The 23534-nt window shown below is 64.5% G+C and carries 25 protein-coding genes; 8 read left to right on the top strand and 17 right to left on the bottom strand.

What is annotated here, in order from left to right; genetic code table 11:
* Nucleotides 1-45: 45 nt before the first annotated feature.
* The 6 genes from ACE3OO_RS14215 to ACE3OO_RS14190 form a co-directional block, all read right to left on the bottom strand.
* A complete protein-coding gene (locus tag ACE3OO_RS14215; protein WP_374304018.1) occupies nucleotides 46-1980 on the bottom strand; it encodes a PAS domain-containing sensor histidine kinase in 1935 nt (644 codons plus the stop codon).
* 262 nt (nucleotides 1981-2242) lie between these two features.
* A complete protein-coding gene (lspA, locus tag ACE3OO_RS14210) occupies nucleotides 2243-2713 on the bottom strand; it encodes a signal peptidase II (RefSeq protein ID WP_374304017.1) in 471 nt (156 codons plus the stop codon).
* Nucleotides 2710-5571: an isoleucine--tRNA ligase gene (gene ileS / locus ACE3OO_RS14205; RefSeq protein WP_374304016.1), complete on the bottom strand. Its 2862-nt coding sequence runs from the start codon at nucleotides 5569-5571 to the stop codon at nucleotides 2710-2712. The genes lspA and ileS overlap by 4 nt, the downstream gene beginning before the upstream one ends.
* Before the next feature lie 203 nt (nucleotides 5572-5774).
* The gene (locus tag ACE3OO_RS14200) at nucleotides 5775-6158 is read right to left on the bottom strand and encodes a VOC family protein (RefSeq protein WP_374304014.1); all 384 of its coding nucleotides are present in this window, start codon (nucleotides 6156-6158) and stop codon (nucleotides 5775-5777) included.
* Nucleotides 6159-6166: 8 nt separating this feature from the next.
* Nucleotides 6167-7093, bottom strand: a complete 927-nt coding sequence (locus ACE3OO_RS14195; protein WP_374304012.1) for a bifunctional riboflavin kinase/FAD synthetase — start codon at nucleotides 7091-7093, stop codon at nucleotides 6167-6169.
* A gap of 16 nt (nucleotides 7094-7109) precedes the next feature.
* The gene (locus ACE3OO_RS14190; protein WP_374304011.1) at nucleotides 7110-7547 is read right to left on the bottom strand and encodes a MaoC family dehydratase; all 438 of its coding nucleotides are present in this window, start codon (nucleotides 7545-7547) and stop codon (nucleotides 7110-7112) included.
* Nucleotides 7548-7663: 116 nt separating this feature from the next.
* Here ACE3OO_RS14190 and ACE3OO_RS14185 point away from each other — a divergent pair, with 116 nt between their 5' ends.
* The gene (locus ACE3OO_RS14185) at nucleotides 7664-8470 is read left to right on the top strand and encodes an HAD-IIB family hydrolase (RefSeq protein ID WP_374304009.1); all 807 of its coding nucleotides are present in this window, start codon (nucleotides 7664-7666) and stop codon (nucleotides 8468-8470) included.
* Here ACE3OO_RS14185 and ACE3OO_RS14180 read toward each other — a convergent pair.
* On the bottom strand, nucleotides 8467-9549 hold the full coding sequence (locus tag ACE3OO_RS14180) for an EAL domain-containing protein (protein ID WP_374304008.1): 1083 nt from the start codon (nucleotides 9547-9549) through the stop codon (nucleotides 8467-8469). The genes ACE3OO_RS14185 and ACE3OO_RS14180 overlap by 4 nt on opposite strands.
* A gap of 97 nt (nucleotides 9550-9646) precedes the next feature.
* Here ACE3OO_RS14180 and ACE3OO_RS14175 point away from each other — a divergent pair, with 97 nt between their 5' ends.
* Nucleotides 9647-10264, top strand: a complete 618-nt coding sequence (locus tag ACE3OO_RS14175) for a glutathione peroxidase (RefSeq protein WP_374304006.1) — start codon at nucleotides 9647-9649, stop codon at nucleotides 10262-10264.
* 9 nt (nucleotides 10265-10273) lie between these two features.
* Here ACE3OO_RS14175 and ACE3OO_RS14170 read toward each other — a convergent pair whose 3' ends face one another.
* On the bottom strand, nucleotides 10274-10870 hold the full coding sequence (locus ACE3OO_RS14170) for a CDP-alcohol phosphatidyltransferase family protein (RefSeq protein ID WP_374304005.1): 597 nt from the start codon (nucleotides 10868-10870) through the stop codon (nucleotides 10274-10276).
* A 39-nt stretch (nucleotides 10871-10909) separates the two neighbouring features.
* Here ACE3OO_RS14170 and map point away from each other — a divergent pair, with 39 nt between their 5' ends.
* Complete coding sequence (gene map / locus ACE3OO_RS14165) at nucleotides 10910-11653, top strand: type I methionyl aminopeptidase (protein WP_374304003.1); 744 nt, start codon at nucleotides 10910-10912, stop codon at nucleotides 11651-11653.
* 10 nt (nucleotides 11654-11663) lie between these two features.
* On the top strand, nucleotides 11664-12521 hold the full coding sequence (locus ACE3OO_RS14160) for a 23S rRNA (adenine(2030)-N(6))-methyltransferase RlmJ (protein ID WP_374304002.1): 858 nt from the start codon (nucleotides 11664-11666) through the stop codon (nucleotides 12519-12521).
* Between the two features lie 6 nt (nucleotides 12522-12527).
* Here ACE3OO_RS14160 and ACE3OO_RS14155 read toward each other — a convergent pair whose 3' ends face one another.
* Nucleotides 12528-13016: a nuclear transport factor 2 family protein gene (locus ACE3OO_RS14155; RefSeq protein WP_374304001.1), complete on the bottom strand. Its 489-nt coding sequence runs from the start codon at nucleotides 13014-13016 to the stop codon at nucleotides 12528-12530.
* 75 nt (nucleotides 13017-13091) lie between these two features.
* Between ACE3OO_RS14155 and ACE3OO_RS14150 the strand changes: the two genes are divergently transcribed.
* Nucleotides 13092-13589 carry a low molecular weight protein-tyrosine-phosphatase gene (locus ACE3OO_RS14150; RefSeq protein ID WP_374303999.1) on the top strand — a complete coding sequence of 166 codons (498 nt, stop codon included), beginning with the start codon at nucleotides 13092-13094 and terminating at the stop codon, nucleotides 13587-13589.
* Between the two features lie 4 nt (nucleotides 13590-13593).
* Here the strand turns inward: ACE3OO_RS14150 and ACE3OO_RS14145 are convergent, their stop codons facing one another.
* Entirely contained in the window at nucleotides 13594-13998 is a 405-nt protein-coding gene (locus ACE3OO_RS14145) for an SRPBCC family protein (RefSeq protein WP_374303997.1), read from the bottom strand.
* Nucleotides 13999-14016: 18 nt separating this feature from the next.
* Complete coding sequence (locus ACE3OO_RS14140) at nucleotides 14017-14394, bottom strand: VOC family protein (protein WP_374303995.1); 378 nt, start codon at nucleotides 14392-14394, stop codon at nucleotides 14017-14019.
* A 197-nt stretch (nucleotides 14395-14591) separates the two neighbouring features.
* On the opposite strand from ACE3OO_RS14140, the gene ACE3OO_RS14135 reads away from it, so the two are divergent.
* The 3 genes from ACE3OO_RS14135 (at nucleotide 14592) to ACE3OO_RS14125 (ending at nucleotide 16138) form a co-directional block, all read left to right on the top strand.
* Nucleotides 14592-15371 carry a helix-turn-helix domain-containing protein gene (locus tag ACE3OO_RS14135; protein WP_374303993.1) on the top strand — a complete coding sequence of 260 codons (780 nt, stop codon included), beginning with the start codon at nucleotides 14592-14594 and terminating at the stop codon, nucleotides 15369-15371.
* A 126-nt stretch (nucleotides 15372-15497) separates the two neighbouring features.
* Nucleotides 15498-15752 carry a hypothetical protein gene (locus tag ACE3OO_RS14130; RefSeq protein WP_374303992.1) on the top strand — a complete coding sequence of 85 codons (255 nt, stop codon included), beginning with the start codon at nucleotides 15498-15500 and terminating at the stop codon, nucleotides 15750-15752.
* A 149-nt stretch (nucleotides 15753-15901) separates the two neighbouring features.
* Nucleotides 15902-16138, top strand: a complete 237-nt coding sequence (locus tag ACE3OO_RS14125; RefSeq protein ID WP_374303991.1) for a hypothetical protein — start codon at nucleotides 15902-15904, stop codon at nucleotides 16136-16138.
* 2 nt (nucleotides 16139-16140) lie between these two features.
* Here ACE3OO_RS14125 and glcF read toward each other — a convergent pair whose 3' ends face one another.
* The 6 genes from glcF to ACE3OO_RS14095 form a co-directional block, all read right to left on the bottom strand.
* Nucleotides 16141-17445 carry a glycolate oxidase subunit GlcF gene (gene glcF, locus ACE3OO_RS14120; protein ID WP_374303989.1) on the bottom strand — a complete coding sequence of 435 codons (1305 nt, stop codon included), beginning with the start codon at nucleotides 17443-17445 and terminating at the stop codon, nucleotides 16141-16143.
* The gene (gene glcE, locus ACE3OO_RS14115; RefSeq protein ID WP_374303987.1) at nucleotides 17445-18689 is read right to left on the bottom strand and encodes a glycolate oxidase subunit GlcE; all 1245 of its coding nucleotides are present in this window, start codon (nucleotides 18687-18689) and stop codon (nucleotides 17445-17447) included. The genes glcF and glcE overlap by 1 nt, the downstream gene beginning before the upstream one ends.
* A 3-nt stretch (nucleotides 18690-18692) precedes the next feature.
* Nucleotides 18693-20180 (bottom strand): FAD-linked oxidase C-terminal domain-containing protein, encoded by a 1488-nt coding sequence (locus ACE3OO_RS14110; protein ID WP_374303986.1) that lies wholly within the window; start codon nucleotides 20178-20180, stop codon nucleotides 18693-18695.
* 3 nt (nucleotides 20181-20183) lie between these two features.
* Entirely contained in the window at nucleotides 20184-20927 is a 744-nt protein-coding gene (locus ACE3OO_RS14105) for a FadR/GntR family transcriptional regulator (protein ID WP_374303984.1), read from the bottom strand.
* A gap of 160 nt (nucleotides 20928-21087) precedes the next feature.
* Nucleotides 21088-21213: a type B 50S ribosomal protein L36 gene (gene ykgO / locus ACE3OO_RS14100; protein ID WP_300301874.1), complete on the bottom strand. Its 126-nt coding sequence runs from the start codon at nucleotides 21211-21213 to the stop codon at nucleotides 21088-21090.
* A 142-nt stretch (nucleotides 21214-21355) separates the two neighbouring features.
* Nucleotides 21356-23473: a methyl-accepting chemotaxis protein gene (locus tag ACE3OO_RS14095; protein WP_374303982.1), complete on the bottom strand. Its 2118-nt coding sequence runs from the start codon at nucleotides 23471-23473 to the stop codon at nucleotides 21356-21358.
* Nucleotides 23474-23534: the final 61 nt, after the last annotated feature.

The raw sequence follows: 23534 nt of genomic DNA, 5'->3' as shown, positions 1-23534 counted from the left end.
GCACAAGGGCGGCGGAAACCGTCATTCTGGCGGAGAACCGCGATTTCAGCCCGAGACGACCAGACGCCCCGGCAGACGAATCGTGGCTACGGCGCCGCGCTGTACGCCATTGGCCAGATTCAGGCTTCCGCCATGCAGCTCGACGAATTTCCGGCTGATCGCCAGGCCCAGCCCGGTGCCCTCGCTGCGGCGGCGGATATTGGGGTCGCCCTGCCAGAAGGGTTCGAAGATCCGCTCCAGGTTTTCAGGCCGGATACCGCTGCCGGTGTCGCTCACCGTGATCACGATGTCGCCATTCGCCTCGCGCCCGCCGGCGACCGTCACCTCGCCGCCGGCCGGCGTGAACTTGATCGCGTTGGACAGCAGATTGAGCAGGACTTGCTTGATGGCACGGGCATCGATGCGCATCGGCGGGCAGTCGGCGGAAAAAAGGTTGTTCAGACCGAGATCGGCTTCCTGGGCACGACCGCGCACGATGGTCAGGCAATCGTTGATCACGGTGGACAGCGCCTGTTCCTCCAGCGTCAGCTCATACCGCCCGGCTTCGATCTTCGACATGTCGAGGATGTCGTTGATGACATGCAGCAGGTGCCGCGCGCTCATCACGATATCCCCGGCATAATCGAAATACCGTTCCGAATTGGCGCCCCACATGCGCAGCGTGATCACCTCGGCGAAACCGATGATGGCATTGAGCGGCGTGCGCAGTTCGTGGCTCATGTTGGCGAGGAATTCCGATTTGGCACGGTTGGCGGCAATGGCATGCTCGCGTTCGCGGGCGTAGGAAGAGGCCAGCCGCTCCAGATCCTCGGCCTGGCCGCGCAGCCGCGCATTGGCCTCATCCAGCGCGCGTTCGGCCAGTTTGCGTTCGCTGATGTCGAGGGCGATCGAGATGATGCCATTGACCTCGCCACCGGTATCCAGCAGCGGCACCTTGTTCTCCAGCATGGTGAATTGCGGCGCATCGGCCAGGTAATAGGTGCATTCCAGATTCAGCACCGGTTGTCCTCGCGCCGTCATCGCCGCTTCGTTCTCGGCATTGAAACGGATGAACTCGTCGCGATGCTCCGGCGCCAAGCCGGGCAAAGCCAGTTCATCGAGGCGGCGACCGACGATTTCCTCCGATGACTGGCCGAATACTTCGACCACACGGCTGTTCACCAGCAGATAGCGTCCGGCCACGTCCTTCAGGCTGATCAGCGCGGGAATCGCGTCCAGCACGCTGCGCAGCATCTCTCGGCTGCGCTCGACTTCCGCCAGATGCTCGCCGCTGGCACCGAGGATGGCGTTGACCCGTTCGGCCAGCAGGCCAAATTCGTCGGCATTATGCCGTGCCGGCACGCTGATGCGCGATTCCTCGGGCCGGCGCGGATCGGCGCGCTCGATCTGCGCCACCAGCGACAGCAGCGGTCGCGTCAGCGTGTAGTAGAACAGCACGGCGAGAATCAGAGCGAGCACGAAATTGCGCACGAAACCGGTGCCGATCACCAGCCAGGTGCGCTTGACAATACTTTGCGCCAGTAGAGTGCCATCAACAGCGACACGCATCTCGCCGACCAGGTCGCGGTCGCGCGGACCATAAAGCGGCCGGCTCAACATCTCATCGCCAGTTGGCAGCAGATGCAGCAGACCTTCAGGTCGCGCCTGTTGCCGTTCGCGCTCCTGCAGGGCCATGCGACGGCCGTAATTGTCATAAATCTCGGCGCGCCAGATCGGCTGATAGAGCAGCAGGCCGCTGACCACACGAGCCGCCAATTGCTCGTCCAGTGCATAAGCCGCCTGCGAGGCCGCATCGTTCAGCATGTCCATCACCTGAACCACGGTGGCCTGGCGCTGGTTCAATTCGTTGCGGATGTCGAAGCCAAGCTGGAACAGGCTGGAGATGAAGCCAAGCAACAAGGCGGCGATCACGGTCACCTTGACCTGTTTGGCCGAAAGCTGGTGCCGGGAAAATTTACGACGGGCCGGGGTCTGCATCATGCGCAGGCCTTCAGGACGCTGCCCACCGCAATCCATTTGCGCAGCATTTCCCGTTCGGTGTCCCCCTGCCGGTCGAGCCGGCCGGGGCCTTTGCACGATGGAAGCATCCTGCCTCTCGCCCACCCCTCTTTTGGAATGCTGCCATCATTCCCCGGGCGATGCAACGAATGAGCGAAGCTCTATGCGACCCCAAGTAGCACTTTTTGCCTCCAGTCAATCAATTGGCGTCAACCGATTGACGGCGCCAATCAATCGCGAGCCATCAAGTGCTGGGAGGGCGCGTGCGGAAACCGTCGAGCAGCAGCAGGCCGACGCCGATCACGATGGCGCTGTCGGCCACATTGAAGGCGGGCCAATGCCAGCCGAAGGCATGGAAATCGAGGAAATCAAACACCGCGCCGAAACGATAACGGTCGATGATGTTGCCAATGGCACCGCCGACAATCAGACCCAGTGCCGCACCGATCAATCGGCCCTGCGCCCGCCACAGCCAGACCAGCAGCCAGACCAGCACGGCCGCCGCCACTCCGATCAGGGTCCAATTGCGCAGCGGCGTGTCTTCCTGGAACAGGCCGAAGCTGACGCCGGTATTCCAGACCAGCACCAGATTGAAGAACGGCGCGATCACGATGCCCTGTGGATTCTGCTGCATCAGGTCGAGCAGGAAAAACTTGCTGACCTGATCGGCGACCAGGATCAGCAAGGCAACGGCAAGGCCCAAGCGCAGCGTCATGCGGCGACCCCACCCCCGTTGCCAGCCACGGCATCAACAGCGGTGGCGCAGCGGCGGCACAGGTCGTCATGACCATGCACATGCCCAACATCGGGCAATACCTGCCAACAGCGTTCGCATTTGCGGCCCTCGGCCAGTTGCGGCACCACGGCGACGCCCTTGGCATCGTCGCTGCGATAGGCTTCCGCCGGCCCCTCGCCCTCACGCAGAGTGATGCCCGAGGTAATGCAGATTTCGGCGAAATCCAGATCGGCCAGCGCGGCCAGGTCTTCGCCACCCACATAGACCACCGGATGCGCCTGCAGGCTGGCGCCGATGCGTTTTTCGGCACGCTCGATTTCCAGCGCGCCAGTGACGGCGCGGCGCACGCGGCGCACGCGCTCCCACTTGGCGCCCAGCGCCGGATCGAGCCATGCCTCGGGCAACGCCGGCCAGACCTCGCGGTGCACGCTGCCATCCTCGGAGGGATAGCGCGTCAGCCAGGCTTCTTCCGCCGTGTAGCAGATGATCGGCGCCAGCCATTTCACCAGGCAGTTGAACAGGTGATCCAGCACGGTGCGGGCAGCACGGCGGCGAACACTCGTCGGTGCGTCGCAATACAGCGCGTCCTTGCGGATATCGAAATAGAAGCCTGACAGGTCGACGGCGCAGAAATTATACAGCGCCACATACATGCGATGGAAATCGTATTCCTCGCAGCTTTCGCGCACCACCTGGCCCAGTTCGGCCAGGCGATGCAGCACCCAGCGCTCCAGTTCCGGCATCTCGGCATGCGGCAGGCGTTCGGATTCCTCGAAACCGGCCAGGTTGCCGAGCAGATAACGCAGCGTGTTGCGCAGGCGTCGATAGGCATCCACCTGGGCCTGGATGATCTTGGGCCCCACGCTGAGATCGTCGTTGTAATTGGCCGAGGCCACCCACAGGCGCAGGATATCGGCGCCCGACTGCTTGATCACGTCCTGCGGCTCGACCGAGTTGCCGAGCGACTTAGACATCTTCCGGCCCTTCTCGTCGAGCAGGAAGCCATGGGTCAGCACGGCATCATAGGGCGCGCGGCCACGCGTGCCGCAGCTTTCGAGCAGCGACGAATGGAACCAGCCGCGATGCTGGTCGGAGCCCTCCAGATACAGCGAGGCCGGCCATTTCAGATCGGGCCGCTGCTCCAGCACGAAGGCATGGGTCGAGCCGGAATCGAACCAGACATCCAGGATGTCGGTCACCATCTTCCAGTCTTCGGCCTTGTATTTGCCGCCCAGGAAATCCTCGGGCTTGGCCGTGAACCAGGCATCCGCGCCGCCCTTCAGGCAGGCATGCACGATGCGCTCGTTCACTTCCGGATCGCGCAGCAGATCGCCGGTTTCCCTGTTCTCGAACACGGCGATCGGCACGCCCCAGGCACGCTGGCGGCTGATCACCCAGTCGGGCCGCTGCTCGATCATGGAATACAGCCGGTTGCGGCCCTGCGGCGGATAGAAAGCGGTGGCGTCGATGGCCGCCAGAGCCTTCCTGCGCAGGTCGTTGGTGGTCATCGAGATGAACCATTGCGGCGTGTTGCGGAAGATCAGCGGAGCTTTCGAGCGCCAGGAATGCGGATACTGGTGGCGCAGGCGGCCGCGGCCGAGCAGCGCACCGGCCTCAGTCATCACCGCGATCACGCGGGCATTGGCATCGCCTTCCTTGCCGGCATCGTCGAGCACGCGAGCCGGACTGTCGCCGCCGAAAACCGGCACATGACGGAAATAGCGGCCATCGGCATCCACCGTATGCGGCACCTCGATGCCGTTGGCCATGCCGAGATTGTAATCGTCGGCGCCATGGCCCGGCGCGATATGCACAAAACCGGTGCCCGCATCCAAGGTGACGAAATCGCCATGCAGAACCGGCACGTCGAAGGCGAAACCCTGCGTGCGCAAGGGATGGGCGCAGATGGTGCCGACGATATCAGCGCCTTTCAGCGTCGCGATGGTGGAGATGGCCTCAAGCGTGCAGGCCTTGGCCACGGTTTCGGCCAGTTCCTTCGCCACCACGATCTCGTCGCCCACCTTCGCCAGCGACTTCTCGCCCACCGCGTCCACGCGTAGGCGCACATACTCGGCGTCCTTGGACAGCGCGATGGCGCGGTTGCCCGGCAGGGTCCAGGGCGTGGTGGTCCAGATCACGATGCTGGCACCGTCCAGGGCCTTCACCGGCGCTTTCACCACCGGGAATTTGACGAAGACGGTATGCGAGGTGTGCTCGTGATACTCGACCTCGGCTTCGGCCAGGGCGGTGCGTTCGACGATGGACCACATCACCGGCTTGGAGCCCTTGAACAGGCCACCATTCATCAGGAACTTGTGGATCTCGCGCACGATCTGGGCTTCGGCGCCGAAACTCATCGTGGTGTAGGGATTCTTCCAGTCGCCGATCACGCCCAGCCGCTTGAATTCCTCACGCTGGATGGCGATCCAGTGGTCGGCGAAATCGCGGCATTCCTTGCGGAACTCGTCGATCGGCACGTCGTCCTTGTTCTTGCCGGCGGCGCGGTATTTCTCCTCGATCTTCCACTCGATCGGCAGGCCATGGCAGTCCCAGCCCGGCACGTAATTGGCGTCATAACCCATCATCTGCCGCGAGCGGTTGATGGTGTCCTTCAGGATCTTGTTCAGCGCATGGCCCAGATGCAGGTTGCCGTTGGCATAGGGCGGGCCGTCATGCAGCACGAATTTCTCGCGGCCCTTTGAATCGGCGCGCAGCTTTTCATACAGGCCGATCTTTTCCCAGCGGGCCAGGATCTCCGGCTCCTTGGCCGGCAGGCCGGCCTTCATCGGAAAATCGGTGGTGGGCAGGAAGACGGTCGGGCGATAGTCTTTGGTCATCGGTCTACTCGGGGAATGCGGCCGGACCTGCTCTGGCAGGGCGGGCGGCGCGACATGTCAGGAAAAGTCGAGGAAATCCCGGGCCTTAGAAAAGGACCGGGCCGCTAATTCGGGCCGTCGGGGTGCCCCGGAATATGGCGAAGTGCCCAAGCATGGTGATGATTTAGCATCTGGGCCAAAAACTGTCGAGGCGGGCCGCGCCATCAGACGTGGCAAGCCGCCTCGATGCGGTTGCCGGCCGGATCGATCACGAAGGCGGCGTAATAACGATCATGGTAATGCGGCCGCGGGCCAGGCGGCCCATCGTCGCGCCCGCCCGCCTGCAGGGCAGCGGCATAAAAGGCACGCACCTGCTCATGACTGGCAGCCTTGAAGCACCAGTGCCGACGCGGGTCGGGCTGCATGGCAGGCGATTGCAGGATCGAGATATAGCTGCGCCCGGGTGCATCCGGCCGTGCACGCAGGCCATAGCCCACGGCACCGTCTTTGACATAGACGCAGGGATAACCCAGCGCCTGCATCACGGCATCGTAAAAGCTGCGCACGGCGGCTATGTCGGGCACAGTGATGGAAACATGATCGAGCATGGGGTGGCTCAGGCCTGCGCCAAAACGCGCTTCGCCTCAGTCACATCCATGGCGATCTGGCGTTTCAATGCCTCGGGGCCTTCGTATTTCAGCTCCGGCCGCAGGAAGGCGTGGAATTCGACCCGCATGGAACGGCCATAGAGATCGCCCGAGAAGTCGAACAGGTAGACTTCCAGCTTCACGTCGGTCTGATCGAAGGTGGGCCGGATGCCGAGGCTGGCGACGCCGTCATGCCGCCGGCCATCGACCTCGCAGCGCACGGCATAGATACCGAATTTCGGCACCTGGAAATCGGTCAGCGCCACATTGGCGGTGGGATAACCCAGTTCGCGGCCGCGCTTATCGCCGTGCTCGACGAGGCCCACAATCTCCCAGGGCCTTGCTAGCAGGCGGTTGGCTTCGGCCAGGTCGCCGGCTTCCAGCAGTTTGCGCACGCGCGAGGAGGAATAGGCCTCTGCGTCACCCTGCGCCGCCACCACGGTAACACCGATGCCGTGCCCCGCACCCAGCTCGCGCAGCAGATCGGTATTACCCGACCGCGCCTTGCCGAAAGTGAAATCGTAACCCACCACCACATGGCTTACACCTATATCGCGGGCCAGGATGTGATCGACGAAATCCTGCGGCGACTGGGAAGCGAGCTGCGCATCGAATGGCAGGGCCAGTGTGGCATTGACGCCCAGTCCCTCCAGGATGCGCGCCTTGGTTTCCAGCGCATCCAGCCGGAAGGGCGGCGATGATGGCACGAAGAAGCGGCGCGGATGCGGCTCGAAGGTCATCACTGCCACGGGCTTGCCGCCGTTTTTTTCCGCCTGCGCGCGTGCCGCCGCGATCAGGGCGCGATGGCCCAGATGCACGCCGTCGAAATTGCCGATGGCGGCAACGGCGCCGCGAAGGGCGGGCGGGAAACTGGCGCTGGACCGCAGCAGCCGCATGATTGGCGTATCCGGATTACTTCGGGCGACGGCTGACCATCAGGGCGGCCTCACCCTCGATCACGACCATATCGCCGACGCGGCACTCGCAGGCGAATTTCACCCGGCGCTTTTCCGGCACGATCTCGGTGATGGTGACTTTCGCCACCACGGTATCGCCGATGCGCACCGGCGCCTTGAAGCGCAGATCCTGCGAGATATAGATGCAGCCCGGGCCGGGCAGCTTGGTGCCAAACACGGTGCTGAGCAAAGCCGCGCCCAGCATGCCATGGGCGATGCGGCCCTTGAACGGCGTGGCGGCGGCGAATTCCTCGTTCAGATGCACCGGATTGGTATCACCCGAGAGATCGGCGAAGGCCACGATATCGGCCTCGCTCACCGTCTTGGTGTAGGTTTCCGACATGCCGACCGACAGGTCTTCCAGGTAATAGCCGTGCAAAGCCTGATAGGTCATGCTGATCGGGTCCCTTGATTTGGCGAGCGGTTGACGGGGTTTGCGGGCGCGGCGACTATACGCGGCCCAGCCATTGCCGGGCAACACCCCGCCCTTTCGACTTCCGTCCGGACGTTATGCCCGCCATCCAGCCTTTATCCGCCTTTACCGAAGGTCAACGCCGCGCCATCCGCTACGTGCTGACCGATATTGACGACACCCTGACCAGCCATGGCCGGCTGACGGCAGACGCCTATGCCGCGCTGGAGCGCCTGCAGGTGGCCGGCTTTCAGGTGATTCCGATCACCGGGCGCCCCGCAGGCTGGTGCGACCTGATCGCGCGCTTCTGGCCGGTGGACGGCATCGTGGGCGAGAACGGTGCGCTTTATATGCGTTACGACCGCGATGCGAAAGTGATGCGCCGGCGCTTCTTCCAGAGCGATGCCGAACGCCAAGCGGCGCGGACGAAGCTGGCCGCGCTTTCCGAGACGATCCTGCGCGAAGTGCCAGGCTGCGCGCTGGCCTCCGACCAGCAATACCGCGAATGCGACCTGGCCGTGGACTTCTGCGAGGATGTGCCGCCCCTGCCACGCGAAGCCGTGGACAAAATCGTCGCATTGTTCGAGCAAGCCGGCGCGACGGCGAAGGTCAGCTCGATTCATGTGAATGGCTGGTTCGGCGAATGGGACAAGCTGAGCATGACGCGGGTGTTCTTCCGCGACATCTTCGGCGAGGATTTAGAGACGATCCGCGACAGTGTGGTATTTGCCGGTGACAGCCCGAACGATGCGCCGATGTTCGGCTATTTCCCGCACAGTGTCGGCGTCGCCAATGTGACGCCCTTCCTCGACCGTATCGCCTCGCCGCCGGCGTATGTTACGCCAAGCGAGGGCGGACGCGGTTTCGTCGAACTGGCGGATGCGCTGATCGCCGTGCGCGCTTAAGCCGCCTTGGCAAGCTTGGGCACGCCGAACAGCATGCCCTGGCCGAGCGGGAAGTCGAGATCGGACAGCTTGAGCAGTTCCTGCTCGCTTTCGACCTTGCCCAGCACCGGCACCAGATTGTGCCGTTTGCAGATCTCAGGCAGATCGGCCAGATCGACGGGCGATTTGGCAATCGCGGCGGCATCGGAGAAGACGGCGGCATCGAATTTCACGAAGCGCACGCCATTCTTGGCCAGCAGGGCGAAATCGACGTCGAAACGGTCGATGCCATCCACCGAAATGGCGAAGCCCAGCGCGGCCAGCCGGCTGAGGCGGTACATGCCCGCGCGATCCAGCCTGGCGATGCCGGCATGGCTGAATTCCAGCACGATATTGGCGGCATGCTCGCGTTCACGCTGCAGGAAATCGTAGAGCGGATTGAAGGTCTCGATCTGCGCCAGCATGGCCGGCGAGAGATTGAGGAAAAAGCCGACATCCTTGGCGCGCTGCTCCAGCTTGCGCACCAGTTGCACGCTGCGCAGCAGCATCAGCGCGTCGAATTCGGCGCGCAGACCGGCCGAGTCCAGCGCATCGAGGCATTCGGCGGCGCGGTAGGTCTGGCCTTCGGCGTCGCGCGGACGGGCCAGCAATTCGAAGAAGCGGATGCGGCGCTGCGGCAGGCTGACGATGGGCTGGATATGCAGTTCGACGCGGTTGTTGTTCAGCGCGTCGCGCACGGCATCCAGCAGGCTGCCGTCATCGGCCGGCTCGGGCGTGTCGCGCAGGATCAGGCGCGGCTCCTGCCGGACTTCGTTGGCTGCTTCGGGCACCGCCATCGCGGTAAAGGCCGGCGGCGGAATCTCGCCGCGCATGCGGGTCAGTTCATCGGTCAGGCCATCGATCTCGGCGATCAGCCGCGCCTGCAGGCGGCGACGCATCCAGCGTTCGCGCAGGGCCCAGAACAGCATGAGCAGCACCAGGGCGACGAGGCCGGCATTCTGGCCGGCCAGGGCGGGCACAAGGCGGGTCAGGCTGACGCCGGCGACCAGCGCAACCAGCGACAGGGCGGCGAAGGTGAGCAATCCGGGCAGGGTGGGCATGGCAGCCTCCGTCGGCAATCCCGCAGCACAAGGCTCTGGTCGGGACGCATGGCAACGCTATAGTTAAGCAAACGCCACCTTAACGGAGGGTGAATCCATGGCTGCCCGTATAAAAGCCCTGCCCGATCAAGGCCCTGTGGCTCGCCGCAGCCTGCTGGCCCTGCTGGCCGGCGGCGCCGTGTCGGCCCTGCTGCCCCGCCTCGCCTTCGGACAGACTGGAAAAACCGCCATGACCGCCCATGATTTCAGCTTCACCGCCATCGACGGCCAGCCATTGCCGATGAGCCAGTTCAAGGGCAAGGCGGTGCTGGTGGTGAACACCGCCTCGCAATGCGGCTACACCCCGCAATATGCCGACCTGCAAAAGCTGTGGGCCGGCTATCGGGAGCGCGGGCTGGTGGTGCTGGGCGTGCCGTCCAACGACTTCAACCAGGAACGCGGCTCGGCCAAGGAAATCAAGGAATTCTGCGAGGTGAATTTCGAGGTCGATTTCCCGCTGGCCGACAAGGCCAAGGTGACCGGCGCGGATGCCCATCCGCTGTATCGCTGGATCGCCGCGCAGAAGGGCGAGGACGCGCTGCCGCAATGGAATTTCCACAAGGTGCTGATCGGGCCGGACGGCAGAATCGTCGCCATCTTCCCGACCCGCGTGCGCCCGACGGCGCCCGAGGTGGTAACCGCCATCGAGACGGCGCTGAAGGCCCCTCGGGCGTAGCGGGCGAGCCTAAGCGAAATCGCGCCAGCCGCTGAGCACGCGGCCCGCCGCCGTCAGCCAGCACAATGCGCCGAATATCCAGGCCAGAACCGGGAACCAGCCTGGCAGCACCAGGCAAAGCACAAAGAACAGGATGGTTTCGGTGCCCTCGGTGAGCCCGCCGAGGTGATAGAAGCTTTTGCGACCGCGCTTCTCCGTGGCCTGTCCGCGCTTGGCCGCGATGACGGCATAGGCGAGGAAGCTGGAGGCCGTGGTCATGAACGCGGCCAGCAGGAAGGCGGCGGGCAGCGCGGCGGCAGACGGATCACGCCAGGCGAAGGCGAAGGCCAACAGGGCATAGACGGAAAAATCCAGCACGATATCCAGCAAGCCGCCGCGATCCGTCGGGCCGCTGATCCGTGCCAGCGCGCCATCCAGACCATCGGCCAGCCGGTTGAACAGGAACAGCACAAGCGCCACATGATCATGGCCAAGCGCCAGCGCCCATGCTGCGGCCAGGCCGAGAACGCAGCCGCCCAGCGTGACGGCATCGGCGGGCCAGCGCAGACGGCGCGCCAGCCTTTGCAGCGGCGGATCGATCAGCGGCCGGAGGTAGGGATCGAGCATGGCCCATGATATAGTCCGGCGCGATACAAGGAGTCGACCATGACGATTGACAGCCAGGAACAGCTCGAGCGCCTGATCCGCGTGGGCGGCGTAGTGGCCGCGGTCTGCCGCCTGATGGGCAGCAAGCTGGAGCCGGGCATGACCACCCGGGAACTGGACGAGATCGGCCGCGCCGCATTGGAGTTGGAAGGCTGCCGCTCTGCACCGCAGCTGATGTACGATTTCCCCGGCGCCACCTGCATCAGCATCAACCATGCCGTGGCCCATGGCATTCCCGACGACACGAAGATTCAACCGGGCGACATGGTGAATATCGATGTCTCCGCCGAGCGCGAGGGCGTGTTCGCCGATACCGGCGCCAGCTTCATCGTGCCGCCGGTGCGGCCCGAGCAGGAGCATCTGTGCCAGACCACGCGCAAGGCGCTGAACCGCGCCGTGCAGGCGGTGCGCACCGGGCAGAAGCTGAATGCCATCGGCCGCGCCATCGAGCAGACGGCGAACCATCACGGCTATACCGTGATCCGCAACCTGGGCAGCCATGGCGTCGGCCATTCCCTGCACGAGGAGCCGGGTTTCATTCCCGGCTTCTATGATCCACGCGACAAGCGCGTGATGCAGGAAGGCATGGTCTTCACCATCGAGCCGTTCCTGTCCACCGGTGCCGAGCATGCCGATGACCATGACGACGGCTGGACCCTGATCACCGAGCCCGGCATCATGACGGCGCAGTACGAGCATACGCTGGTGGTGACCAAGCGCGGGCCAATCGTCGTCACCCTCTGAGCCTGCCGCCTTGAATTATCGCCACGCCTTCCATGCCGGCAATGTCGGCGACGTGCTCAAGCACGTCGTGCTGCTGGAACTGCTGCATGCCCTGCACCGCAAGCCCAATCCGGTGCACCTGCTGGATACCCATGCCGGCCTCGGCATTTATGACCTGGCTTCGGACGAAGCCCAGCGCGGCGGCGAATATCGGCTGGGCGTGGGCGCCGTGCTGGCCGATCCGGCGGCCGGCCGCATGCTGCCGCGTTATCTGGCCGCGCTGCAGGCGCTCAATCCCGAACTGGCGCCGGGGGGCGCGGGTTTACAGCGCTATCCCGGTTCGCCCTGGCTGCTGAAACAGAGTTTGCGCGAGGGTGACCGGCTGACGCTGTGCGAACTGCATCCCCAGGATGCCGAAACGCTCAAGAAGAATATCGGCCGCGATCCGCGTGTGGCCGTGCATCATCGCGACGGCTTTGCCGCCCTGAAAGCCCTGCTGCCGCCGTCGCCGCGTCGGGGTCTCGCGCTGATCGATCCGGCCTATGAGGCGAAGGACGAATTCACGGTCCTGACGAAAGCCGTGCTGGCCGGACTGCAGCGCTGGCCGGTCGGGCAATTCGCCATCTGGTATCCGATCAAGGAACAGAAGACGGTGGATGCCTGGAAGGTCGACCTGGCGAAGCAGGTTCAGGCCGAGACCATCGCCGTGGAACTGACCATCCGCGCCGCCAAAGAAGCGCGGCAGATGAATGGCAGCGGCCTGTTGCTGATCAATCCGCCCTGGCAGATCGATCAGACGCTGCGGCCCATGCTGGATTTCATGAAAAGCCGCCTGGTGCGCGAAGCCGGCGGCGGCGTGCGGATTCAAACGCTGGTGAAAGCCGGCTAAGGCCGTTCAGTGGATCGTGCCCGAGGGCGGCAGATCGTCGTCATCGTCTTCGAGATCGTCGTCATCCTCGAAATCGTCTTCCGGTTCCGGATCGTCGTTGCTGGCCAGCCCCTGGGGCGGCGTGGCGACGGGGCCGGCCTGGTGATGACTGAGTTTCCAGCCCTTTCCTTCGCGCACGAAGATGTTGGAGGCAATCAGATACTGGTCTTCCACGCGCTCAAAGCACATCACCAGCGCCACATCTCCCCACAGCGTGACTCGCGGGCCGGTCATCTGCAGGGCCGGCTGGGACGGGTTGGCCATGATGCGGCGCCAGCCTTCCAGCACCGCGTCGCGCCCCATCAGCGGTGGCCAGCCGGGATGGATGCAGCAGACCGGCGCCGACTTGGCCCAGAGCGCGGCCATGGCATCGATATCGCGGCTGGCAAAGGCGCGATAGAAGGCGGCATTGGCATCCAGCAGGGCGGTTTCGTCGTCGGGCGGCAGGCTTGGCATGCCGCCACTCTAGGGCGGGGCGGGCATTCTGTGTAGCCTCTTGCAGATACCGCAGCGGAATGCTTTACCTGCGCCATGCCCCCCGCACCAACTGCCGCCCCCGCCTTCTCCGTCCTGATGGTCTGCACCGGCAATATCTGCCGTTCGCCCACTGCCGACGGCCTGCTGCGCCACCGCCTGCGCGAGGCCGGCCTGCATGACCGCGTGGTGGTCGATTCCGCCGGCACCCATGGCTATCACATTGGCCATCCGCCGGACCGCCGCAGCGCCGCCAAGGCGCGGTCCTACGGCGTGGATATCGGCATGCTGCGGGCGCGACAGGTGGAAGCGGCGGATTTCCAGCGTTTCGACCTGATCCTGGCCATGGACCAGGGCCATTACGACATCCTGCTGCAACTTTGCCCGCCGCAGCATCGCGACAAGCTGCGGCTGTACCTGGAGTATGCGCCGGATTTCGGCCGCGACGTGCCAGACCCCTATTACGGCGGGGAGGACGGATTCGAAACCGTGTGGCGCATGTGCGATGCGGTCAGCGCCGCCCTGCTGGCCGAAATCCGCGACCGGCTGGCCTAGCAGTTCACAGGCCGCCCTCCAGCCGGCGCTGCATCGCCGCCACCCCCTGATCCATCATGCCTTCGATTGCCGGCTTCAGCTCGGTCGGCAGCAGGTCAGCCTGCCATATAACGCGACAGCGGCCCGGTCCCTCATCGACAAGCTGAAACGAGGCATTGTGATGCGTCAACCGACCGCCGACTGCCGCATAAGCCAGTCGGCGGGATGCATCGTCGATATCGACGATCACCTCACGCGCCACCGCACCATTGCTGAAAGTCACGATGCGCGCGCTGCCGCCCTCTTCCAGGCGGCAATCGGTGACAAAGCCCGGCGCAAGCACGCGATGAACCTCGCCCACGTCGCGGAAGGCGGCCCAGACATGGGCGATATCAGAGGGAACGGAAAATTCCTTGCGTATGGCAGACATGATCGCTTCCCCTGCTCCTTAGCCCGCCTTGCCGCAATAGGCCTCGATCCGGTAGCCATCGGGATCGATCACGAAGGCGGCGTAGTAGTTCGGATCGTAATCGGCACGCAGGCCGGGTTTGCCGTTGTCGCGGCCGCCATGGGCCAGCGCGGCGGCATGGAAGGCATCGACGCTCTTGCGGCTGGGAGCGTCAAAGCAGAAATGCAGGCCCGACTTCATGTCGGCCGGCACCGGACTGTCGCTCGGGCTGATCCACAGGGCCACGCCGTCCTTGCCATACCCGAGCGAGGTTTCGCCTTCGCTGAGGCAGGCATAGCCCAGGGGCTTCAGGGCCGCATCGTAAAACGCTTTGGTTTTCGCCAGGTTACGCACACCAATCGAAACATGGTTGATCATCGCTCTTCTCCCGTTCTCGCCGCCGCCAATGTCTGACATGGCAGACGGACAAGCCGATCCTGCCGCGATCCGCCATTCCGCCGCTTGGGGAAAATTGCTATTCTACCGGCATGCCGGTTATCGATGCCCCGCCCCCTGAAAGTTCGCCCGCTGAACGGTTGTCCGCGCGCCAGATCGCCCGCGGCGAGGGCTGGAGCGTGAGCGACTTCATCTGCCGTTTCGGTCCGCAGGACCCGACTTTCGAGGAACAGCATGGTGACGTGGCGATTTCGGCCGTGATAGCAGGCTCGTTCCATTACCGTTGCGAGTCGGGCCGGGCCTTGCTGCACCCGGGCTCCTTCCTGCTGGGCAATGCCGGCACCTGTTTCGAATGCGGTCATGACCATGGCAGCGGCGACCGCTGCATCGCCTTTCATTTCTCGGGCGAACTGTTTGAGGAAATCGCCGCCAGCGCGGCGGGATCGCACCGCTACCGTTTTGCCGCTCCGATGCTGCCGGCACGGGCCGACCTGACGGCCCTGCTGGTGGAGATTGAAACCCTGGCGGCCGATGACAGCCGGATGGCGGCCGAGGATTTCTGTCTGCGGCTGGCCGAAACCGTGCTCGAGAAGACCTCCGATGGTCGTGGCCGCGATACCGCGCCGACCACGTCCGAACGGCGGCGGATCGGCAATGCCCTGCGCCACATCGAAACCCACGCCGACCAGCCGCTGGACCTGGCCACACTGGCCGGCATTGCCTGCATGAGCAAATATCATTTCCTGCGCAGCTTCCGCCGCGTGGTGGGCAGCACGCCCTATCAGTATCTCCTCGGCCTGCGGCTGCGCCGCGCCGCCGTCAACCTGGCGGTGACGACGACGCCTGTGGCAGATGTGGCCTATGCCGCAGGCTTTGGCGACCTGTCGACGTTCAATCACCGGTTCCGCGCCAATTTTGGCTATAGCCCCAGCCAGTTCCGCCGTAGCCGGAGCAATTAGCACTTCCCATTAACAGCTATTGCGGGAATATTCCTTGAGCCCGTACGTTTCTGAATAGTAACTTTTACTCCCCGCCGGCGCAGCGTATCGCTGAGTGGTCATTGTCACGACATGGACCAGACCACGATGCGTCTCTTTTTCATCATTCCGGCCCTGGTGTTCGCCCTGACCGCCTCCATGGCTGACGCGCAGACATCTGCCCAGTCCAAAGGCCAGCCCAGCCGGGCCGAAGTGATCGAGGCCTGCATGAAGGAAGCCCAGGCCTCCACCAAGGCCGGACAGAAAAACACCATGACGCCAATGCAGCGCCGCACGGCGGAAGAACAATGCCGCGCCCGCGCCGAGGCCGAAGAACACAGCCGCGGCGCGACCCGGCCCTGAGCATGCTCAGCCTGCGGATCAGCAGGACTCGACCTGCTACCCGCGCTAGAGAAACCACCCCGGACTTCTTTGAAAACGTTTGCTGCAGGCGGATGGCGTCTCGCCTATAGTCCCGCGTCCCTGATGCGCGAGATTTAAGGATCGACGTTATGAATCCTTCTGCCGCCGTCGGTGTCGTCTTGTTGCTGTCTGCCCTTGCCGGGCCGGCCTTGGCTAGCGATGCCGCGAAAAAACCGAAAACCGTTGGCGAGCTGATCGAAGCCTGCATGCAGCAACTGGAGCGCGGCCATACCGCCGGCCGCAGGATGACGCCGCAGCAGCGCATGACGGCGGAGGCGCAGTGCCGCGCCCGCGCCGAAAGCGAAACCGTGCAGAAGAACAGCTGACCCTAAAGGCCCGAAGGTTTTGGTCCGCCGGTGGCCCAGTCGAGCAGTTGCACGGTGTGCAGCACCGGCATGGCATGGCCGCCTTCCGCATGCAGCCCGCCGGCGATTTGCACCAGGCAGCCGATATTGCCCGCCGCCACCATCTGCGCGCCGGTGCCGGCGATGTTCCGTGCCTTGCGCGCGCGCAGCTGCATGGCCAGTTCGGGCTGCAGCAGGTTGTAGGTGCCGGCCGAACCGCAGCATAGATGCGCCTCCGGCACGTCGCGCACCTCGAAGCCGGCTTTCACCAGCAATTGCTTGGGCAGGGCCGTGATCTTCTGCCCATGCTGCAGCGAACAGGCGGAATGATAGGCCACGCTCAGGCCCTGTGCTTCGCCCTGCGGTGTAAGGTCTAGCTTCGCCAGCACTTCGGTCACGTCCTTTGCCAGGGCCGCGATGGTGGCGGCCTTATCGGCCCAGGCGGGATCGCTGCGCAGCATGAAGCCGTAATCCTTCACCGTGGTGCCGCAGCCCGATGCGTTGATCACCACCGCGTCCAGCCCCTCGCCTTCATATTCGCGATGCCAAGCCGCGATATTGGCCTTCGCCTTGGCATGGGAATCATGCTCCTGCCCCATATGATGGGTCAGCGCGCCACAGCAGCCTGCGCCTTCGGCGATCACCACGTCGCAGCCATGCCGGGTGAGCAGCCGGATGGTGGCAGCATTGATCTCAGGGTCCAGCACCTTCTGGGCGCAACCGGTCATCAGCGCCACGCGCATGCGGCGTTCGCCCTGCGCCGGAAACACCTGCGCCCGCTCGATGGCGGCGTCCATGGCCGGCAGGGATTTCGGCGCCATCGTCACCATGGCCTTCAGCCGCCCGGGTAGCAGGAAGCGGAACGGCCGCGCCAGCTTTGCTCCCATCAGGCTGAGCCGGAACAGTTTCGGGCTGGGCAGCAGCCAGGCCAGCAGGCCGCGCAGCAGACGGTCGGCCAGCGGGCGCTGATAGGTTTTTTCGATATGGGCGCGGGCATGGTCGACCAGATGCATGTAATGCACGCTGCTCGGACAGGTGGTCATGCACGACAGGCATGACAGGCAGCGGTCGACATGACGCACGGTTTCTTCCGTGGCGGCCTGATCGCCTTCCAGCATCTGCTTGATCAGATAGATGCGGCCGCGTGGAGAGTCGCGTTCGTCGCCCAGCAGCACATAGGTCGGACAGGTGGCCGTGCAGAAGCCGCAATGCACGCATTTGCGCAGGATCTCGTTGGCGGTGGCAATGCCCGGATCGGCCAGTTGCGCGAGGGTGAAGGAGGTTTGCATCAGAGTCCCGCCGCCATGCGGCCCGGATTGAGGATGTTCATCGGATCGAAGCTTTCCTTCACGCGACGGCTGAGCGTAGCGAGCGCCGCTGGCTGTGGCTGGAACACGTCGACGGACGCGCGCACGGCCTGGTCGGCGCGGATCAGCGTGGCATGGCCGCCGTCATAGGCCGCAATGGCGCCGCGCACCAGCCCCGCATGGGCATCCGGCGCCGGCGGCAGGCTGAGCCAGACAAGGCCACCGGCCCAGTCGTAGAAGAAGGTGGCATCGGGCTGGGCCGCGCGGATCGCCGCCGTCACGGCAGGACCGCTCATCGGCGCCACCGACAGGCGCCACAGCACGCGCTCCTGCGGCAGGATGAAAGCCGTGGCATCGCGGATCTCGCGCCACAGCCAGGCCGAATTCATCGAATGCAATTCCTCCAGCGGGCCGAAGGATTTCAGCAGATCGCGCAACGCCGCGCAGCGCGCCTTCACCGAGATGTCCGTGCCTTCGACACGGATCGCCGTCACCGCCATGCCGGCTTTCGCCACATAGGCAACGCCGGACAATGCCGCGATGGCCTCTGGCAGATGGGCCAGGCCAGCCACCTCGTGCGGCGAACAGGCGGCGGCGGCCATGGCCTGTGCGGCTTTGGCATCCTCGAGGCCAAAGATGAGCACGGTACGGGTTTTCTCCGGCGCGGGCAGAACTTTCACCGTGACTTCGGTCAGTGCCGCCAGCGTGCCATAGGCGCCGCAGACCAGTTTCGGCAGGTCGTAGCCGGTGACGTTCTTCACGACCTTCGCGCCGGCTTTGAAAATATCGCCGCGGCCCGATACGGCCGTGAAGCCGAGCAGGTGGTCGCGGATCGCGCCGGCCTTGAAACGGCGCGGTCCGGCAAGATTGCAGCCGATAGCGCCGCCGATGGTGCCGCGTCCGGCGGCATGACCCCAAAGCGGGCCGTAATCGGGCGGCTCGAACGCCAGCATCTGGTTGCTTGCTGCCAGCAGTTTCTCGACATCGGCGACCAGCGTGCCGGGCCGCAGGGTGAGCACCAGTTCGGCCGGCTCGTATTCCAGCACGCCGTTCAGGCGGCTCAGGTCCAGCGCGTAATCCGCCTGCCTGTTATCAAGATGGGCGGGACGACCGAGACCGGCCTTGCTGCGATGACCATGCAGGATGAGCGGCTTGCCTTCCGCCGCCGCCCAGCGGATGGCATCGGCCACATCGGTGATGCCGGAGGGGATGAATGTTTCGGGCATGGCTCAGAACCGAGGCAGATCGGGAAAAGCGAGCTGGCCCTTGTGCACATGCATGCGGCCCAGTTCGGCGCAGCGATGCAGCATGGGGAACACCTTGCCCGGATTGAGGCGATGATTGGGATCGAAGGCGCATTTCACCCGCATCTGCTGGGCAAGGTCGTCCTCGGAGAACATCGCCGGCATCAGGTCGCGCTTCTCGATGCCCACGCCATGCTCGCCGGTGAGAACGCCCCCGACCTCGACACAAAGCCTTAAGATATCGGCACCGAATTCCTCGGCGCGCTCCAGCTCACCCGGATTGTTGGCATCGTAGAGGATCAGCGGATGCAGGTTGCCGTCGCCCGCATGAAACACGTTGGCGACGCGCAGCCTGTGCTTTTCCGACAGCCCCTGCATGCGGGTGAGCACCTCGGGCAGCTTCTTGCGCGGAATCGTGCCGTCCATGCAGAGGTAATCGGGTGAGATGCGGCCGACGGCCGGGAAAGCCGCCTTCCGCCCGGCCCAGAAATTCAGCCGCTCATCTTCATTCTGCGACACCCGGAGATAGACAGAGCCGCAGCTTTCCGCGATGGCCTTCACGCGGGCCAGCAGGTCGTCGACTTCCGCCGGCGGGCCGTCGAGCTCGATGATCAGCAGGGCTTCCACGTCGCGCGGATAGCCGGCATGCACAAAATCCTCGGCCGCGTGGATGGCGGGACGATCCATCATTTCCATGCCACCCGGGATGATGCCGCTGGCGATCACTTTCGCCACGCAGTCGCCGGCGGCCTCGGAAGACGGGAAACCGGCCAGCAGCGCGCGCTGGGTGGCGGGTTTGGGCAGGATGCGCACAGTGACCTCTGTGATCACGCCGAGCAACCCTTCCGAGCCGCAGATCAGGCCCATCAGGTCATAGCCTTCCGCATCCAGATGCTTGCCGCCCAGGCGCACGATGTCGCCATTCATCAGCACCATCTCGACGCCGAGGATGTTATTGGTGGTCAGCCCGTATTTCAGGCAATGCACGCCCCCGGAATTCTCGGCCACGTTGCCGCCGATGGTGCAGGCGATCTGGCTGGAAGGATCGGGCGCGTAGTAGAAACCGCGATGCTCGACCGCGCGGGTGATCCCGAGGTTGGTGACACCGGGCTGCACCACGGCGCAGCGGTTGTCCCAGTCGATCTCCAGGACCTTGTTGAACTTTCCAAGACCAAGCAGCACGCCATCGGCCAGCGGCAGTGCACCGCCCGACAGCGACGTGCCGGCACCGCGCGGCACCACCTTCACGTTGCGCGCGTTGCACAGCTTCAGAACCTCGGAAACCTGCCGTGTGTCGCCGGGTAGCACCGCCACCAGCGGAAGCTGGCGATAGGCCGTGAGGCCGTCGCATTCGAAGGCACGCAGGCTGGTTTCGTCGGCGATTACACCCTCGCCCGGCACGATGCGGCGCAGATCTGTGATCAGCTCCAGGCGCTGGGCGATGATCTCGGGTTCAGGTGCGGGCATCAGCATGACTTAGTCCTTCATTGCGCTGCCGCGCCGTTCGGCGGCGGCAAGGATGTGATCGCGCGCAGCCCGGGCGGCTTCCGCCGCATCACCGGCCTCGATGGCAGAGAGCAACCGGGCATGTTCGATCTGCGCGGCACTGGCGCTGCCGTCATCATGCGCCGATGTGGCCCAGGTCAGTGCGCGGGTGGCCGAGAAATGCTGCGCCAGAAAGGCGGCGAATTGCGCCAGGTAGGGATTATGCGCGGCCGTGGCGATGGCGGCGTGAAAGCTGTCGTCCGCCGCGGCGCCGTCTTCACCGGCCAGCAATGCCTGCTGCATCCGGGCGAAAGCGGTTTTCAGCGCGGCAAGGTCGGCGGTGTCGCGCCGCTTTGCCGCCAGCTCGGCCATGCCGGCCTCAATGATGCCGCGCAGCTCGAAGATATGGGCCAGATCGGCCGAGGCGATACGGCCGCCGCCTTCCGGTTGGGCGATGCGGAAATTGGCCAGCCCCGGCTTCGCGGCCACGAAGGCGCCTGCTCCCTGGCGGGTATCGACGAAACCGTCCGCTTTCAGTCGGGCGATGGCCTCGCGCACCACCGCGCGGCTGACGCCGTATTGCTCGACCAGGCGTTTCTCGGTCGGCAGGCGGTCGCCCGGACCGAACTCACCGGACTGAATCGCGGCGGCCAGCCGACCGGCGAGCATGTCGCTCAGGCCCGTGGCGCGCGGCAGGGTCGATGGGTCGTGGCTGAAAAGGGCAGGATCAGGCATGGGAAAAATTTGTCAGGTTGTCTGACAAATTGCCGGAGCAGCGGGAAGAGTCAAGCCCGAAAAAGGAAACGGCCCGGGCGCTTGCGCGGCCGAGCCGTTAAACCTTTTAAAAGACTGGATGATCCGGGCCAAAGCCCGCGACAATCCCAGCCCCGTATCCTTAACCCTGGCGCGCCTTGAAGCGCGGGTTGGTCTTGTTGATCACATAGACCCGGCCCTTGCGGCGAACCACGCGGCAATCCCGATGGCGGGTCTTGGCCGACTTGAGCGAATTCACGACCTTCATGATACCTGACCTCAGAAACCGTCTAGCGGTGCAAACAAAAACCGGGCGCAGCGTCGCCCGCCCGGCGAAAAGTGGGCGGACCATACCGGCCACCCCGGCCGGAGTCAACCGGAAAACCCGCCGAAAAGCCGGGCTTTAGCGGTCAGAATTCCTGCCAATCCTCGTCATCCCCGCCCCTCGCCGCAGACGTGGCTGCCGGGGCTGGTTTTGACGCCGGCGCCGGCTTGACCGGGGCCTTGGCGGCTGCCGGCTTGCTCTCCACCGTCTTGAGCGCCGGTTTCGCTGCAGCAGGTGCCTTGGCCGTCACTGCCGGGCTGCTGCTCGCAACGCGTATGGCGCTGCCCTCGCCGCCCAGCTTGAAGAAGCCCACCAGGTCAGCAAGCTGCTGGGCCTGCTGGTTGAGCGACTGGGCGGCAGCCGTGGTCTCTTCCACCAGGGCGGCGTTGCGCTGGGTCATCTCGTCCATGCTGCCGACTGCCGTGTTGATCTGGTCCAGGCCGGTGGCCTGCTCGCGGCTGGCCGCGGCGATCTCGGCCACGATGTCGCTCACCTTCTTGATCGACGTGACGATGTCGGTCAGCGAAGACCCGGTCTGATTCACAAGCGTCGCACCGGTTTTCACCTGGGCATTCGACTCCTGGATCAGCGCCTTGATGTCCTTGCTGGCATTGGCCGAACGCTGCGCCAGGGCACGCACTTCCTGCGCAACGACCGCAAAGCCCTTGCCGGCTTCACCCGCGCGGGCGGCCTCGACCGAGGCATTCAGGGCCAGCAGGTTGGTCTGGAAGGCGATCTCGTCGATCAGGCCGACAATGTCGGAAATCTTGCGGGCGCTTTCCTCGATCTGCGTCACCGCCGAAACCGCATCGGCCACCACGCTGCCGCCCTTCTCGGCGGTGTCGCGCGCGGCGACCGCCAGCTGGTTGGCCGCCTGGGCGTTGTCGGCATTCTGCTTCACCGTCGTGGTGATCTCGTGCATCGAGGCGGCGGTTTCCTCGATGCTGGCTGCCTGGCTTTCCGTGCGCTGTGCCAGATCCTGACTGCCGGTGGAGATTTCGTCGGAAGCCACCTTCACCGATTGCGCGGTGCTGGTCAGACGGCCGGCAAAATCACGCAGGCGATTGGCCATGCCGTTGGCGCTGTCTTTCAACTGGCCGAACACGCCATGATAGTTGCCGCGCACCGATTTGGTCAGGTCGCCACCGGCCATCGCGCCCATGGTGTCGGCCATTTCGCCGGCCATCGTCTGCAGCGTCGCGGCCAGGCGATTGAGTTCCTGGCTGGTGGTGAGGAAAAAGCCTTCCTTGCCACCCTCATTGATGCGGCCCGACAGATCGCCCTGCGCCACCTTGTTGACCAGCGCGGCGATTTCCTCGCCGGCGGCCTTTTCGCGTACCTCGCGTTCCTGGCGGCGTTTTTCCGACTCCTCGCGCTGCTGCGCGATCTGACTTTCGGCTTGCTCGCGGGCAATCATGTTGTCCTTGAACACCTGCACGGCCTGGGCCATCTCACCGATCTCGTCGCCGCGGTCCTTGCCGGAAACATCGACGGATGTATCGCCCTTGGCCAGGGTATTCATCACCGACGTGATGCGCGTGATCGGACGGGTCAGCGTCACAATCACCACATAGAGCGCCAACAGCACCGAAACCGCGATCGCGGCAATCGTAATGGTGAGCAGCAGCGGACGCTGGGTGTTGTAATAATCTGTCAGGCCCTCGCTGACGGCTGCCACACGTTCGGCATTGCGGTTGTTGATCGCCTCCACGGCCTTGTTCAACGCCTGACGGTTGGAGCGGTTGGCGTCGTTGTCGCCATATTCACGGGCCTGTTTGGTATCGACTTCGGTGCCCAGTCGGGCCAACTCGCGGCGGAACTGAATGAATTGGTTCACCAGAGCAATAAACTGCTTGGCCTCTTCGCCAGCCGCGGCCTGCGGGCCGATCAGGGCACTCCAGTCGCGGATAATGCCTTCCATCTGGGTGGTGAAACGCTGGATGCCGTTGGCGAAAGGCTTAGCCGCAGCCGTGGTGTCCGACATGTAGACGCCGCGCGAATCCATCACCACGGCGTAAATCAGGGCGTTGAGCCGTTCGCCATACTGGGTCTGCTTGGCCAGCGAGGCCATTTCGTTGCTCTGTCGCTCGTAACGGTCGAGAGAGATAATCCCCATCGTGCCGATGGCGGCGGCGGCGATTGCCAGCAGCGCCACCACAGCGAGGACGCGCGGGCCAATTTTGATCGTGGATGCGACGGACATTTCTTCCCCCACCATGATTCTTGTTGGGTCTACAAGGCCGGCCGGCTGGCTAACCCTAGGG

The sequence above is a fragment of the Ferrovibrio sp. genome (assembly GCF_041906005.1).
Lineage (GTDB): Bacteria > Pseudomonadota > Alphaproteobacteria > Ferrovibrionales > Ferrovibrionaceae > Ferrovibrio.
This window is presented reverse-complemented; position numbering and strand designations above follow the sequence as displayed.